Source organism: Achromobacter semiaridum (genome assembly GCF_053543755.1).
This window is the reverse complement of the sequence record NZ_JBLVOL010000131.1, coordinates 1-14494: the sequence shown is the minus strand read 5'-3', so window position 1 is coordinate 14494 and position 14494 is coordinate 1. Positions and strand designations below refer to the sequence as shown.

Below are 14494 nucleotides of genomic sequence, written 5' to 3'. Positions count from 1 at the left end.
TTCCGCGCGCTTTCACAAGAATTCACGTATGTTGGCGCGCATGCCGCGCCAGGGACTATTCGCCGGATCAGCCGGCGACGATGGGTTTGCGATTAGGCGCGCCGCGTGCACCTCGGCCGTACGCGTCATAGGTTGCGTTCTTGCCGCCTGCGCCGTTCACGTCGCGCAGCGCGTCCAGCGACTGCTGCGTATAGCGCAGATGCACATCAATCAACGCGCCATTGCGCAGGTTGATCTCGTTGGCCGAAGCCGACTTGGTCAGCAGCGCCTGCCAGATGCCCGACAACTGCGGATGCAGCACGGCCGCCTGCTCGGTGCCGGCGTGGCCAATGGGCAGCCCGATTTCGGCCAACAGGCCGTCGCGCGTGCCGCTCAGGTCCACCAGCTGCTGGGCCACTCGCGACTTTCGCTCGGTGATGGCTTGCAGCGCGCCGACGTTGCCCGGCCCGACCAGAACCTCGGTCTCTTCTTCCAGAATGGCTGAAAACTCGGTAATCAGCGCGTCTTCCTGACGCATGCAGGCCTGGAGGGAATCGACGGGGTTCATGGTCATGCTTCGAAGGAGGATAGGGCGGTGGACAGGATTACTTCAGCAGATCACGCGCGCTGGCGATCAGGCTGTCGGCAATGCGGCCGGTATCGATCTTCAACTGGCCCGAGGCAATGGCGGCACGGATGGCGGCCACGCGCTCGACGTTGATGTCGTTCGAACCGTCTTGCAGGGCCAGCATCTTGCGCGACGCCGAACTCAACGCCACTTGCGAGCTGCTGGAGCCCGAGGGGGTGCTTGCGCCATAGGCTTGCGCAACCGCGGAATCCGGGCGCTGGCTCACGGCGTCGGCCGACAGGGGCCGGTTGGTGGTCGAATTGATTTTCAAGGTTTTCTCCGCAGGGCGTCCTGGGTCGGTTTGCGACGGATACGCCTACTATTGTCTCTGTAACGACAGGGCTGGAAAGAACTTTAGGGCAGCTTGTCCGATGGTGTCGCGCGATTTGTAACAGACCCTACAGTTGTATTTCCACCAGACCCGCGTTGCGCACCACGCCGCTGACCACCTGGCCGCTGGCGGTACGCACCTGCACCGTGGCGCCCGGCGCTGCATTGTCCAGTGCCTGCCCCTCGCTACTGACCACGAATCCGTTGCCCCGCGCGTTGATGCGCACGTTGGCGCCCCGCATGACCGACTGCGCGTTGCGCAGCGACGAGCCGCGCACCGGCTGGCCGGCGTTGATGCGATAGGCGGCCGACATGCCCACGACCGTTTGCGGGTCGGTGATGGCGCCGGGCGGCAGCGACACCAGGTCGCCGTCCCGGGGGGCAAGGTCGTCCGGCGTCAGCGCCTGGCCCGCCGCGATCATGCGTGAAGCGACGTAATAGTACCCGGGCACGCTGACAGTGGCCTGCACATACGTCGTCCAGGGCTTGGGCCCATTGCAGCGCACGCCCACCGTCATGCGCGAACGCAGCTTCATGCCCGACGGCATAAACGGGGACATCGCGTCGCAGGGCGCCAGCCGGTCCACCCGCGGCGGGTCGATCGCCACCGAAGGCTGGCCGGGCAGGGCGGCCAATTGTTCAAGCAGATAGTCTTGCGCCGCGATGACGATGGCCTCGGGCGGCTGGCTGGCGGCGTCTTGCGCCAGCGCGGCTTCGTTGCCTGCCAATGCCAGGACAAGAAGGCCGCTTGCGCGCGCGAGGAGAAGTCGTGCGGAGATTTTCATGATGACTGAATTGTAAGAGTCCGGGCCGCTTGGCAATACGTGAATTGGATGAGAAATGGCGGGTTATTTGGCTGATTGTGTTTCACCGTCGGCCCCTATGATTCCGTCATCCAATGGGATAACGGTGTGTCCGAAGTCCCGTGCTCTATCCGTATTGCAACGCACGAAGGCGCCACGATGCTAGACAGGCTTAACGAAGATTTCCGGTTCTACCAGCAGGCTTTGGGACTGCGCGCGCAGCGCCAGGAAGTGTTGTCGTCCAACATCGCCAACGCCGACACGCCGAACTACAAGGCCCGCGATTTCGACTTCAAGACGGCGATGCAGAACGCGATGGAAGATTCCAAGCGCCTGGCCGATACGTCGTTGACGCTGACCTCCGCGCGCCACATTCCGGCCAAGGCCGTGTCGCAGGGCCCGACGGACCTGCTGTTCCGTTTGCCTTACCAGCCCAGCATGGACGGCAACACGGTGGACATGGACATCGAACGCGTGCAGTTCGCCGACAACACCTTGCACTACCAGAGCACGATGCAAATGATCTCCGGCCGCATCCGGACCATGCAGACCGCCATTCAGGATTGATCCATAAAGGGAGCAACAGGCAATGTCCTTGTTGAGCATTTTCGATATCGCCGGTTCGGCGCTCAGCGCGCAGTCGCAGCGCATGAACGTCACGGCCAGCAACCTGGCCAACGCCGACAGCGTGGTGGGCCCGGACGGCCAGCCGTACCGCGCGCGCCAGGTTGTATTCCAGGTCAACCCGGCCGCCGGCCAGGCCATGGGGCAGGAGATCGGCGGCGTGCGCGTCGCCGGCGTCATCCAGGACCCGTCGCCGCTCAAGCAGATCTATGACCCCAAGCATCCGCTGGCCGACGCCCAGGGCTACGTCAGCATGCCCAACGTCGATCCCGTGGCCGAAACGGTCAACATGATCGCGGCGTCGCGCTCGTACCAGGCGAACGTCGAAGTGCTGAACACCGCCAAGTCCTTGATGCAAAAGACGTTGACCATCGGTCAATCCTAATTTCCGCTCAGAGTGAATCCATGACCACCGTCGATCAAAACACCAGCACCACCGGCTTGGGCCTGGCCCAGGCGGGCGCCGGCAGCTCCATCACGTCGCAGGGCCTGCAAGACCAGTTCCTGAAGCTGCTGATGACGCAGCTGCAGAACCAGGACCCGCTGAACCCGATGCAAAACGCCGAGCTGACTTCGCAGATGGCGCAGATCGCAACGGTGGAAGGCATCACCAACCTGAAGAGCACCATCCTGGCCATCAGCGGCCAGATCGATGTGTCCCAGTCGATGAACGCCGTGTCGATGATCGGCAAGGGCGTGTTGATCCCGGGTTCCAAGGTCAAGGGCGGCGTGGACGGCGACAACGCCGCCGAGCGCGTCGTCACCCCCTACGGCCTGGATCTGCAAAGCGATGCGCAGAAGGTCCAGGTTCGTATCGCCGACGCGAACGGCGCCGTGGTGCGCACCATTGAAATGGGCGAACAGAAGACTGGCGTCTACACCCTGAACTGGGATGGCAAGAACGACGGCGGCGTGGCATTGGAGCCGGGCGCGTACACCGTGTCCGTGCTGGCAACCGACGGAGACGGCAAGAAGGTGAACGCGGAAGTCCTGAGCTACGGCCAGGTCAAGAGCGTGGCTTACTCGACGAACGGACTGCGTCTGGACCTGGGCCTGGAAGGCCAGACCAGCATGTTGGACGTGCGCAAGGTTATCGGCGCCTGAACCGGGCGGATTTGAATCGATGCCGGCGCACGGGCGACGGCTCCACATCATTAATTAGCGAGAGAAAACATGGGCTTCGGACAAGGACTAAGCGGCTTGAACGCCGCTGCGCAGAACCTGGACGTGATCGGCAACAACATCGCCAACTCGGGCACGGTCGGCTTCAAGTCGGCCACGGCCTCGTTTGCTGACGTGTACGCCAGCTCGCGCGTCGGCCTGGGCGTCAAGGTCGCCGCCATCAACCAACGCTTCACCGTGGGTACGGTGCAGGGCGGTGGTGGCGAATACGACATCGCCATCGACGGCGCCAAGGGCATGTTCCGCCTGACGGACACCAGCGGCGCGGTGATGTATTCGCGCAATGGCGAATTCCTGGTCGACAAGAACAACTTCATCGTCAACGCGCAGGGCTATCGCCTGACGGGCTACCCCGCCGGCGCCATCGGCGCGAACCCGGTCGAACTGCAACTGCCGACGGCCAACGTGGCGCCGCGCGCCACCGCCACCGGCACGACCGTGGCCAACCTGGACGCCAACGCCAAGGTGGTCTACCCGGTTGATACCGTCACGGCCCCGGCTGTCGACGGCAGCGTGTCCCTGGGCGGCACGGCTTATACCTTTACCCGCGACCCGCTGGGCGCGGTGGTGTGGTCGGGCGCGGTGCCGCCGGCTGCTACTTATGGCACGGCTCCGAATGAAGTGGTAATTGGGGCGGGTGGTGCAATCACTTCTGGCGACATCAGCCAGATCCCCGGCTACGTCAACTACACCGCCGCCGTCACCGAAATCGGCCGTCCGTTCGACCCCACGGTGTCCAACAGCTACACCAACGCGTCGCCCATGACGGTGTTCGATTCGCTGGGTAACTCGCACCAGGTGATGCAGTACTTCGTCAAGCGCCCGGCGGATGCCGCCGGCAACAGCGTGTACGACGTCTACTACACGATGGACGGCCAGGCCATGGCGCCCACGACCGAAGCGGGCGGTGTCTGGGGCACGCCCCAGCAGTTCACGTTCAACAAGGCCGGCGCGCTGACCAGCGCCCCGGTCGTGACCTTGAGCTTTGCCCAGCCCGGCGGCACCACCACGCCCGCCGACCCCATCAGCATCGCCATGAACTACACCGGCACCACGCAGTACGGCAGCAACTACAAGCTGGTTGCCAAGCCCGACGGCTACACCTCCGGTGAATTCAGCGGCATCAACATCGGCGGCGACGGCAGCCTGGTGGCCAGCTACACCAACGGCGAAACGCAAGTGGTCGGCAACATCGTGCTGGCCGACTTCGCCAACCTGCAAGGCCTGCAACCGGTGGGCAACAACGCGTGGACGGAAACGTCCGCCTCGGGCCAGCCGATCCTGGGCCAGCCGGGCACCAACGGCATGTCCAAGGTAGTGGGTCAGGCAACGGAAGCCTCCAACGTCGACATGAGCAAGGAATTGGTCAACATGATCATTGCCCAGCGCACGTATCAGGCCAACTCGCAAACCATCAAGACCCAGGACGAAATCATGCAAGTCCTGATGAACCTGAAGTAAAGCTGGCTCGCGACGACACCGACGGAATAGGCAATGGACAGAATCATCTACACCGCCATGAATGGCGCGGCACGTATCACTGAGCAGCAGGCCGCGATTTCCAACAACATGGCCAACGTGAACACGACGGGCTTTCGCGAGCAGATCGCGCTGTACCGCTCGGTTCCCGTGACGGACGGAGTGAGCCTGCCCACGCGTGTTTCGACGGTGGCCTCGACCCCCGGCAACAGCTTTGAAATGGGCAACATGCAGACCACGGGCCGTGACCTGGACGTGGCCCTGGCCAGCGAGAACGGCTGGATCGCCGTGCAGACGCCGCAAGGCGAAGCCTATACGCGCGGCGGCAGCCTGCAAGTGGGCATCAACGGCCTGTTGCAGACGTCGCTGGGCCAACCGGTGCTGTCCGACCAGGGCGGCCCCATCGATGTGCCCGACCAGGCCTCGCTGACGATCACGTCCGACGGCACCATCACGGCCATCGGCGCGGGCGACGGCCCGAACAATATTCTGAACCTCGGTCGCCTGAAGCTGGCCAACCCGAACAACGCGCAACTGGTGCATGGCGACGACGGCGTGTTCCGCCTGGCGCCGGTCAATGGCCAGCCCGCGCCGCCCGCGCCGGCGGACCCCAGCCTGCGCCTGCTGTCCGGCGTGCTGGAAGGCAGCAACACCAATCCGATGAAAGCGATGGTGGGCATGATTGAAAACGCCCGCCGCTTCGAGCAGCAGATGCAGGTGATCCAGCAGTCGGACCGTAACGCGGAACGCGCCAACGGCATTTTGTCCGTCAGCTGATTCGGCCGCTGATTCAAACCAATTTCGCGCGCGGCGCCGCCGCGGCACCAGGAGTAACTTCATCATGATGCGTTCGTTGTGGATTGCCAAAACGGGCCTGGAAGGTCAACAGACCTCCATGGACGTGATCTCGAACAACTTGGCCAACGTTTCCACCAACGGGTTCAAGCGCGGCCGCGCCGTGTTCCAGGACCTGATGTACCAAACGCTGCGCCAGCCCGGCGCCCAAGTGGGCGACGCCACGCAACTGCCGTCCGGCCTGCAATTGGGCACGGGCGCCCGCGTGGCCGCCACCGAGCGCATCCACACCGCCGGCAACCTGAACAACACGGGCGGCGAAATGGACATCGCCATCAACGGCCGTGGCTTCCTGCAAGTGGAACTGCCCGACGGCACGCAGGGCTACACCCGTGACGGCGCGCTGCAACGCGACCAGAACGGCCAGCTGACCACCGTCAGCGGCTACGTCATCCAGCCGCCCATGAACGTGCCGGACAACGCCTTGTCCATCTCGATCGGCAAGGACGGCATCGTCTCGGTGACCCAACCGGGCGCCGCAGGCGTGAACGTGCAGATCGGCCAGTTGCAGATCGCCACCTTCATCAACCCCACCGGCCTGCAAAGCATCGGCGAAAACCTGTATCTGGAAACGGATGCGTCGGGCCCCGCCAACCTGCTGCAACCGGGTGTGGACGGCGCGGGTTCGATCATGCAGAACTACGTTGAAACGTCGAACGTGAACGTGGCTGAAGAACTGGTCAACATGATCACGACCCAGCGCGCCTACGAAATGAACAGCAAGGCCGTCAAGACCTCTGACGAGATGCTGGCCCGCCTGACCCAACTGTGATGCCCATGTCTGTCCTGCGTCTGGTATTCGTTGCGGCGCTGGCTATGCTGGCGGCCGGTTGCGCCATGATTCCGCCCGAGCCCATCGTGACCGGGCCGACCACGGCCGCACCGCCGCCGCCGCCCATGCCAATGGCGCAGCCGACGGGGTCGATCTATCAGCCCACCACGTACGGCAACTATCCCTTGTTCGAGGATCGCCGTCCGCGCAATGTGGGCGACATCGTCACCATCGTGCTGAACGAGCGCACCAATGCGTCCAAGAACGTGGCGACGAATACGAACCGCACCGGATCGGCCACGCTGGGTATCGCGGCAGCCCCGTCCTTCATGGACAGCTGGGCGGGCGCCAACCTGAACACCGACGCCAAGGGTGGCAACGTGGCGCAGGGCAAGGGCGACAGCACCGCCAATAATGCCTTTACCGGCACCATCACCACGACGGTCGTGGGCGTGATGTCGAACGGCAATTTGCAGGTGGCTGGCGAGAAGCAGATCGCGATCAACCGTGGCAGCGAATACGTTCGCTTCGCCGGGGTGGTCGATCCGCGCTCCATCACCGGCACGAACACCGTGTCGTCCACGCAGGTGGCCGACGCCCGCATCGAATATCGCAGCAAGGGCGTCATGGACGAAGTTCAGACCATGGGCTGGCTGCAACGCTTCTTCCTGCTTGCTTCGCCGTTCTGACCATGACAAAACCCACCTCGATATCCGCCATGCTGTCCCTGTTCGCCCGTGTGTGCGTGGCGGTAGGGCTGGTGGCCGGCGCCGGCGCGGTGCACGCCGAGCGGCTCAAGGACCTGGCCTCGATCCAGGGCGTGCGGGGCAACCAGCTGATCGGCTACGGCCTTGTCGTGGGCCTGGACGGCAGCGGCGATCAGGTTCGCCAGACGCCTTTCACGCAGCAAAGCCTGACCAACATGCTGTCGCAGCTGGGCATCACCGTGCCGGCCGGCAGCAACATGCAATTGAAGAACGTGGCGGCCGTGATGGTCACCACCACCTTGCCCGCGTTCGCACGGCCCGGCCAGACGCTGGACGTGGTGGTGTCGTCCATGGGTAACGCCAAGAGCCTGCGCGGCGGCACCTTGCTGATGACCCCGCTTAAGGGGGCCGACAGCCAGGTCTACGCCATCGCCCAGGGCAACATCCTGGTCGGCGGCGCGGGCGCGTCGGCCGGCGGCTCCAGTGTGCAGATCAACCAATTGAACGGCGGCCGCATCAGCGCGGGCGCCATCGTCGAACGCGGCGTGCCCACCACGTTCTCGCGCGACGGCTACATCCACGTCGAACTGAACAACACCGACTTCGGCACCGCGCAGAACGTGGCGCAGGCGCTGAACCGCAAGTTCGGCCAAGGCACGGCCACCGCGCTGGACGGGCGCGTGGTGCAGGTGCGCACGCCGATGGAGCAGTCCTCGCAGGCGCGCTTCCTGTCGCAAGTGGAAGACTTGCAGGTGGCGCGCGCGCCCACGGTGGCCAAGGTCATCATCAATGCCCGCACCGGTTCGGTCGTGATGAACCGCACGGTCATGATCGAAGAAGCCGCCGTGGCGCACGGCAACCTGTCGGTCATCATCAACCGCCAGAACCAGGTGTCGCAGCCGGACACGCCTTTCACGGAAGGTCAGACGGTGGTGGTGCCCAACACGCAGATCGAAGTGCGCCAGGACAATGGCTCATTGCAGCGCGTAAGCACCAGCGCCAACCTGGCTGACGTGGTCAAGGGCCTGAACGCCCTGGGCGCCACACCGCAAGACCTGCTGGCCATCCTGCAAGCTATGAAAACCGCGGGCGCCTTGCGCGCCGAACTGGAAATCATCTGACGGCCATGGCAATTACCCAAGATGCGGCGGTCGGCGCGGGCCGTCAGGAATCCGTCTTTGACATGGGCCGCTTGTCGGACCTGAAACGCGACGTCAAGAAGGATCCTGCCGGCACCGAGCAGCAAAAGCAGGTGGCCAAACAGTTCGAGGCCCTGTTCCTGCAAATGATGGTCAAGCGCATGCGCGAGGCCACGCCCAAGGAAGGTCTGTTCGATTCGCAGCAGACGCAGATGATGCAGTCCATGGCAGACGAGCAATTGGCGCTGCACCTGGCCTCGCCCGGCATCGGCCTGACGCAATCCATCCTTTCGCAGATGCAGCAGGGCAAGCCGTCGGACATGTCCGACGAGGCCGTGCGCGCAATCGGGCAGGGCGGCGACCTGGACTTCCGCACGGGCGGTTCGCGCGAAGTGTCGGCGCTGCTGAACGTGATGCGCAACAACCGGCCCAGCGACCGCGCGCTGGCCGCCGCCGAAGGCGCACCCGAGCACGTGGTGGACTTCGTGTCGAAGATGTCGCGCGCGGCCAACCTGGCGTCGCAGCAAAGCGGCGTGCCGGCTCGTCTGATCATGGGTCAGGCGGCGCTGGAATCGGGCTGGGGCAAGCGCGAAATCAAGCACCCGGACGGCAGCACCAGCTACAACCTGTTCGGCATCAAGGCCGGCGCAAGCTGGAGCGGCAAGGTCGTCAACGTGCTGACCACCGAATACGAAGGCGGCGTTGCCAAAAAGGTGACGCAGCCGTTCCGTGCCTATTCCTCTTACGAGGAGTCGTTCTCGGACTACGCGCGCCTGATCGGCAACAGCCCGCGCTACGAGGCCGTTACCCAGGCGCGCAACGAGATCGACGCGGCTCGCAAGATCCAGGACGCGGGCTACGCAACCGACCCGCGTTATGCACAAAAATTGATCGGCATCATGGGCCAGTTGCGCGGCGCGGCCTCCAACGTGGAAATTTCTCGCCAGATGTTGGAAGGACTCTAAATTTGGACGATCTCCTGCCGTTATTGGAGTATCCAGAAATATCAGCTGCGGTTACATACGGGGCATTGTCAGCATGAACTTGTACAAAACAGCGCTGGGCGGGCTGAACGCCGCCCAGGCGGGCCTGGCAACCGCCAGCCACAACATCAACAATGCCACCACGGTGGGCTACAACCGCCAGCGCGTCCTGACCTCGACCGCCGGCGCCCAAGCCACCGCCAACGGTTACATCGGCCGCGGCGTGCAAGTGGATACGGTTGAGCGCAGCTACGACAGCTTCCTGTACAAGCAGCTGGTCGGCGCGCAAGGCAGCGGTGCGCAATTGCAGACGCAGTTCTCGCAGGTGTCGCAGATCAACAATCTGTTTGCCGACCGCACGGTGGGCATCGCCCCGGGCCTGACCGACTTCTTCACCAGCATGAACACGGTGGCCAGCAAGCCGGCCGACCCGGCGGCCCGCGCCGACCTGCTGGGCAAGGCCAACAGCCTGACCACGCAGATCCGCTCGGCCTATTCCGAGATGCAGAACCAGCGTGAAGGGTTGAACACGCAGATCACCACGACGGTGGAGCAGGTCAACAGCTACCTGAGCCGCATCGACGATCTGAACACCCAGATTTCGCTGGCGGCCGGCAAGGCCAACGGCAGCCCCCCGAACGACCTGCTCGACCAGCGCGACCAAGCGGTGTTGGAACTGAACCAGATCGTAGGCATCACCACCTACGAGCAGGGCAACAAGATCAATATTTCGTTGACCAAGGGCGGCCAGTCGCTGCTGTCCGGCACGACGCTGTATCCGCTGCAAGCGGTGGCTTCGTCCAAGGACGCCAGCCGCACGGTCGTGGCCTACACGCTGCCGGCCGGCTCGGGCAAGACGGTGGCCGTTGAAATGAGCGACAGCGACGTCACGGGCGGCAGCCTGGGCGGCCTGTTGCAGTTTCGCGCAACGTCGCTGGACACGATGCAGAACCAGCTGGGCCAGATGGCCGTTGGCCTGGCTCTGTCGTTCAACGAGCAACACAAGCAGGGCCTGGACCAAAACGGCAACCCGGGCACCGACTTTTTCAGCATCGGCTCGCCCACCGGCGTGCCCAACACCGCGAACAAGAGCAACGCCCAGATCACCGGCCAGTTCACCACGTTGAACAACATCAACGCCAAGGACTACGAGATCTCGTTTGACGGCACCAACTACCAGGTGCTGCGCATGCCGGAAGGCTCGCGCGTGTACAACGGCCCCGCGACCGGCACGCCGCCGAACGCCACGCTGAACCTGGACGCCGAGATGGGCGTGACGCTGACGATCAGTGCGCCGCCGCAAGCCGGCGACAAGTGGTCGCTGTCGCCCACCCGCGATGCCGCGCGCGACATCAACGTGCTGATCAGCGACCCGGAAAAAGTGGCTGCGGCCGACGCCGATGGCGGCGACGCCAACGGCAAGAACGCCCTGAAGCTGGCGCAACTGCAAAACGCCAAGGTGCTGGGCCACGGCACGATGAGCACCGCCGACATGTTTGCCCAGGTGGTGAACACGGTGGGCGTGCAGACCGCCCAGGTCAAGACGGCCGCCACGGCGCAGGCCAACCTGATCAAGCAGACGACGGCTGCCCAGCAGGCGGTGTCGGGCGTGAACCTGAATGAAGAATACGTCAGCCTGTCGATCTATCAAGAGCAGTACCAGGCCAGCGCCCGCCTCATCGATGTGGCCAGCACCGTGTTCGACACGTTGTTGGGCCTGCGCGGCTAAGGCGATCTTTACTGTGATGACTACAAAGCAATTCGGAGTTGGACCATGCGCTTGAGCACCTCGATGATGTACGCGAACGGCCTGAGCGGCATTATGGCTCAGGAATCCGACATGAACCGCCTGGTTGAACAGGTCGGCAGCGGTCGCAAGTTCCTGACGCCCGCGGATGATCCCCTGTCGGCCTCGCTGTCCATCGGCGTGGCGCAGACCCAGAGCATGAACAGCACGTACGGCATGAACCGTGACACGGCCATGACCAATCTGGGGCAGGAAAGCAACGTCCTGGACTCGATCACCACGGCATTGCAGGACGTGCGTACCCGCGTCATCCAGGCCGGTAACGGCACGTTCGCCGACAGCGATCGCCAAGCCTTGTCGACCGCGCTGAAAAGCGCCCGCGACGCATTGCTGGGCCTGGCGAACAGCACGGACGGCAACGGCCAGTACGTGTTCTCGGGCTATCAGGGCGGCGTGGTGCCTTATTCGCAGGACACCACGGGCAAGATCGTCTACAGCGGCGCCACCGGCGAACGCACGGTGCAGGTGGACCAGTCGCGCCAGTTGTCCACCAGCGACCTGGGCAGCGATGTGTTTGGCCGCGCCAACCCCGGTTCGCAGGCTTACGTCAACACCGCCGCCAACGGCAACACCGGCACCGCGCAGTTCAGCACGGTCTCGGTCACGCCCGGTTCGGCCAACATCGGCAAGAATTTCCAAGTCCAGTTCGAAGCGGACCCCACCACCGGCAGCATGGGCTACCGCGTCACCACGACGGACCCGAATGCCAATCCGCCCGTGCCGCCCGTCGTCACGCCCGCGCCGCCCGCCGCCGCCACGCCCTATACCGATGGCGCTGCCATCGACTTCGGTGGCGTGTCGGTTGTGATCAAGGGCACGCCGGCCAACGGCGATGTGATCAATGTCGAGTCCGTGCAGTCGGCGGACCTGGATATGTTCAACACGCTGGACAGCCTGATCAAGGTGCTGGATTCGCCGATCGCCGGTGATGAAGTTGCCCTGGCCAAGCTGAACAACGAACTGGCGACGGCCAACAAGAAGTTGTCGAACAACTACGACAACGTCCTGACCGTGGCTGCTTCGGTCGGCGCCCGCATGAACGAGCTGGAAGCGCTGGACGCGACCGGCACGAAGAAGGGCCTGACGTATTCCAAGACGCTGTCGGACCTGGAAGATCTGGACTACTACGCCGGCACCAGCCAGCTTGCCTTGCGCCAGGTGGCGCTGCAAGCGGCTTCCGGCGCGTTCCTGACCATCCAGGGATCCAGCCTTTTCAGCCGCAAATAAGCGGCAGTTTTTCCAGGCCGGGCCCGGGTAGGGCTTGGGCCTACTGCGCCACTCTCGGACGCTTCCGGTCAAGGACCGGGGCGTCCGTGGTTGCGTTCAGGGTAGGTTGTGTCGTTTCACGTTGCTTAACGCTCGGGTATTTCATGCTTGTCAATTTGAAAGTCCGCACCTGTATCGTCCTGGTGCTGTTGCTCTTCACGGCCGCCATGTTCGCGTCGAACGGCGTGGCGTGGTTGGGGCTCAATTCCAGCAACGCCAAGCTGGAACAGGTCAATGACGCCTACTCCAATCAGGCGACCCAACTGAATCGCGCCTACGCCGCGTTCCTGCGGGGCCGCTTGCTGCTGGCCAATTCGCTGATGGACATGCAGCAGGGCAAGACCGAGCAGGCCACCTCGCAGGCCAAGCGCGCCGACGCGTTGATGCAGGAAGGCAACCAACAGCTTGAAGCCTTCCGCAAGGCGCCCCGCATGCCGGGTTCGGATGCGCAGGTGCAAAAGCTGGAAGCCGCCTACAAGCAGTTCGAAGACGTCTACAAGCGTCAGGCCGCCGCGTTGGCGAACCTGGCCATTCAAGATTATCTGGACCTGAACGACGCTGGCGGCGCTGCCAACACGGCTTTCCGCGAAGGCGTGTATGGCGTCTTGCAGTTTGTCGATGCGCGCACCGACGAATTGGTGGTGCAGGCAGAGGCTGACCACCGCATCTCGCGCACGGTGACCATTGCGCTGCTGGCGGTGTCGCTGCTGTTGGCGCTGGGCTGCTGGCTGTTCATCAACCGCACCGTGCTGCGTCCGTTGCATCAGGCCGGCGAGCACTTTGACAAGATTTCGGGTGGCGACTTTACCGGCCGTATCGACGTACGCAGCACCAATGAAATCGGCCAGCTGTTTGCCGCCATCAAGCGCATGCAGGAGAGCCTGACGCGCACCGTGGCAACCGTGCGCCGTGGCGTGGACGAGATCAACGTGGGCGCGCGGGAAATTTCCGCCGGCAACACCGACCTGTCCAGCCGTACGGAACAACAGGCGGCGTCGCTGGAAGAAACCGCGGCATCGATGGAACAACTGGCGTCCACCGTCAAGCAGAACGCCGACAACGCGCGCCAGGCCAATCAGCTGGCCGCCAGCGCGTCGGACGTGGCCGAGCGCGGTGGTTCGGCGGTGTCGGAAGTGGTCAGCACGATGCAGGGCATTTCCGCCAGCTCGCGCAAGATTTCCGAAATCGTGTCTGTGATCGACGGCATTGCCTTCCAGACCAACATTCTGGCGCTGAACGCCGCCGTGGAAGCGGCTCGCGCCGGCGAGCAGGGCAAGGGCTTTGCGGTGGTGGCGGGCGAAGTGCGCTCGCTGGCGCAGCGCAGCGCGCAGGCCGCCAAGGAAATCAAGGGCTTGATCGAAGACTCGGTCAACAAGGTTGGCGCGGGTTCGCAGCAGGTGGAACGCGCGGGCGCGACCATGCAGGAAATCGTGGCCTCGGTGAAGCGCGTGACGGACATCATGGGCGAGATCTCGGCCGCGTCGGAAGAACAATCCAGCGGCATCGACCAGGTCAACCGCGCCGTGTCGCAGATGGACGAAGTCACGCAGCAGAACGCGGCGCTGGTGGAAGAAGCGGCCGCCGCGGCGGGCTCGCTGCAAGAGCAGGCCCAACGCCTGGCCGAAGCCGTGGCGGTGTTCAAGATCAACGCGGGCGAAGTCATCGAAGTGCCGGCGCGTCAACTTGCCGCGCAGCAAAGCGCCCCGCGCGTATCGTCGTCGCAGTCGTCGCAGTCGTCGCAGTCGTCGGTAAAGGCCCATGGGTCGACCCAAGGCCAACCAGCGTCCCCCACGTCCAGCGCCCATCGCGCACCTGCCGCGCGCCTGGCCAAGCCGATGCCGGCCGCGGCCGAGCCCGCAGCGCACGAGTCGGACGACGAATACGAAACGCCGACGCAGGCCGCACCCGCGCCTGCGCCCGCGCCGCGCAAGACCCAGGTG

The 14494-nt window shown here is 64.2% G+C and carries 15 protein-coding genes; 12 read left to right on the top strand and 3 right to left on the bottom strand.

Features of this window, described 5'->3' with window-relative positions; all coding sequences use genetic code 11:
* Positions 1-67 precede the first annotated feature (67 nt).
* The 3 genes from ACNPP0_RS26785 to flgA form a co-directional block, all read right to left on the bottom strand.
* On the bottom strand, positions 68-547 hold the full coding sequence (locus ACNPP0_RS26785; protein WP_104144989.1) for a flagellar protein FlgN: 480 nt from the start codon (positions 545-547) through the stop codon (positions 68-70).
* Positions 548-584: 37 nt separating this feature from the next.
* Positions 585-878 carry a flagellar biosynthesis anti-sigma factor FlgM gene (gene flgM / locus ACNPP0_RS26780; protein WP_046807748.1) on the bottom strand — a complete coding sequence of 98 codons (294 nt, stop codon included), beginning with the start codon at positions 876-878 and terminating at the stop codon, positions 585-587.
* Positions 879-1005: 127 nt separating this feature from the next.
* Positions 1006-1722 (bottom strand): flagellar basal body P-ring formation chaperone FlgA, encoded by a 717-nt coding sequence (gene flgA / locus ACNPP0_RS26775; protein WP_332607603.1) that lies wholly within the window; start codon positions 1720-1722, stop codon positions 1006-1008.
* 177 nt (positions 1723-1899) lie between these two features.
* On the opposite strand from flgA, the gene flgB reads away from it, so the two are divergent.
* The 12 genes from flgB to ACNPP0_RS26715 all read left to right on the top strand — a co-directional run.
* On the top strand, positions 1900-2307 hold the full coding sequence (gene flgB / locus ACNPP0_RS26770) for a flagellar basal body rod protein FlgB (RefSeq protein WP_006219042.1): 408 nt from the start codon (positions 1900-1902) through the stop codon (positions 2305-2307).
* A gap of 22 nt (positions 2308-2329) precedes the next feature.
* The gene (gene flgC, locus ACNPP0_RS26765) at positions 2330-2749 is read left to right on the top strand and encodes a flagellar basal body rod protein FlgC (protein WP_046807746.1); all 420 of its coding nucleotides are present in this window, start codon (positions 2330-2332) and stop codon (positions 2747-2749) included.
* Positions 2750-2769: 20 nt separating this feature from the next.
* Positions 2770-3468: a flagellar hook capping FlgD N-terminal domain-containing protein gene (locus ACNPP0_RS26760; protein WP_448707503.1), complete on the top strand. Its 699-nt coding sequence runs from the start codon at positions 2770-2772 to the stop codon at positions 3466-3468.
* Between the two features lie 69 nt (positions 3469-3537).
* Complete coding sequence (locus ACNPP0_RS26755) at positions 3538-5007, top strand: flagellar hook-basal body complex protein (protein ID WP_332607604.1); 1470 nt, start codon at positions 3538-3540, stop codon at positions 5005-5007.
* Positions 5008-5040: 33 nt separating this feature from the next.
* On the top strand, positions 5041-5802 hold the full coding sequence (locus ACNPP0_RS26750; protein WP_046807743.1) for a flagellar basal-body rod protein FlgF: 762 nt from the start codon (positions 5041-5043) through the stop codon (positions 5800-5802).
* A 64-nt stretch (positions 5803-5866) separates the two neighbouring features.
* A complete protein-coding gene (gene flgG / locus ACNPP0_RS26745) occupies positions 5867-6652 on the top strand; it encodes a flagellar basal-body rod protein FlgG (RefSeq protein WP_006219047.1) in 786 nt (261 codons plus the stop codon).
* Entirely contained in the window at positions 6652-7341 is a 690-nt protein-coding gene (locus ACNPP0_RS26740) for a flagellar basal body L-ring protein FlgH (RefSeq protein WP_448707501.1), read from the top strand. The genes flgG and ACNPP0_RS26740 overlap by 1 nt, the downstream gene beginning before the upstream one ends.
* A 2-nt stretch (positions 7342-7343) precedes the next feature.
* The gene (locus ACNPP0_RS26735; protein ID WP_332607606.1) at positions 7344-8480 is read left to right on the top strand and encodes a flagellar basal body P-ring protein FlgI; all 1137 of its coding nucleotides are present in this window, start codon (positions 7344-7346) and stop codon (positions 8478-8480) included.
* Positions 8481-8485: 5 nt separating this feature from the next.
* Positions 8486-9463 carry a flagellar assembly peptidoglycan hydrolase FlgJ gene (flgJ, locus tag ACNPP0_RS26730; protein WP_448707500.1) on the top strand — a complete coding sequence of 326 codons (978 nt, stop codon included), beginning with the start codon at positions 8486-8488 and terminating at the stop codon, positions 9461-9463.
* 73 nt (positions 9464-9536) lie between these two features.
* Positions 9537-11210: a flagellar hook-associated protein FlgK gene (flgK, locus tag ACNPP0_RS26725; RefSeq protein ID WP_332607609.1), complete on the top strand. Its 1674-nt coding sequence runs from the start codon at positions 9537-9539 to the stop codon at positions 11208-11210.
* A gap of 45 nt (positions 11211-11255) precedes the next feature.
* A complete protein-coding gene (flgL, locus tag ACNPP0_RS26720; RefSeq protein ID WP_448707498.1) occupies positions 11256-12515 on the top strand; it encodes a flagellar hook-associated protein FlgL in 1260 nt (419 codons plus the stop codon).
* Between the two features lie 143 nt (positions 12516-12658).
* The coding region (locus ACNPP0_RS26715; RefSeq protein WP_448707497.1) for a methyl-accepting chemotaxis protein at positions 12659-14494 on the top strand (1836 nt) is incomplete at its 3' end.

Bases quoted from the DNA above. Each gene is read 5' to 3' on its own strand.
- flgJ (WP_448707500.1), top strand. From the start codon at position 8,486: ATGGCAATTACCCAAGATGCGGCGGTCGGCGCGGGCCGTCAGGAATCC.
- flgC (WP_046807746.1), top strand. From the start codon at position 2,330: ATGTCCTTGTTGAGCATTTTCGATATCGCCGGTTCGGCGCTCAGCGCG.
- ACNPP0_RS26785 (WP_104144989.1), bottom strand. From the start codon at position 547: ATGAACCCCGTCGATTCCCTCCAGGCCTGCATGCGTCAGGAAGACGCG.
- ACNPP0_RS26755 (WP_332607604.1), top strand. From the start codon at position 3,538: ATGGGCTTCGGACAAGGACTAAGCGGCTTGAACGCCGCTGCGCAGAAC.
- ACNPP0_RS26760 (WP_448707503.1), top strand. From the start codon at position 2,770: ATGACCACCGTCGATCAAAACACCAGCACCACCGGCTTGGGCCTGGCC.
- flgL (WP_448707498.1), top strand. From the start codon at position 11,256: ATGCGCTTGAGCACCTCGATGATGTACGCGAACGGCCTGAGCGGCATT.
- flgA (WP_332607603.1), bottom strand. From the start codon at position 1,722: ATGAAAATCTCCGCACGACTTCTCCTCGCGCGCGCAAGCGGCCTTCTT.
- flgG (WP_006219047.1), top strand. From the start codon at position 5,867: ATGATGCGTTCGTTGTGGATTGCCAAAACGGGCCTGGAAGGTCAACAG.
- ACNPP0_RS26750 (WP_046807743.1), top strand. From the start codon at position 5,041: ATGGACAGAATCATCTACACCGCCATGAATGGCGCGGCACGTATCACT.
- flgB (WP_006219042.1), top strand. From the start codon at position 1,900: ATGCTAGACAGGCTTAACGAAGATTTCCGGTTCTACCAGCAGGCTTTG.
- ACNPP0_RS26735 (WP_332607606.1), top strand. From the start codon at position 7,344: ATGACAAAACCCACCTCGATATCCGCCATGCTGTCCCTGTTCGCCCGT.
- ACNPP0_RS26740 (WP_448707501.1), top strand. From the start codon at position 6,652: ATGCCCATGTCTGTCCTGCGTCTGGTATTCGTTGCGGCGCTGGCTATG.
- flgK (WP_332607609.1), top strand. From the start codon at position 9,537: ATGAACTTGTACAAAACAGCGCTGGGCGGGCTGAACGCCGCCCAGGCG.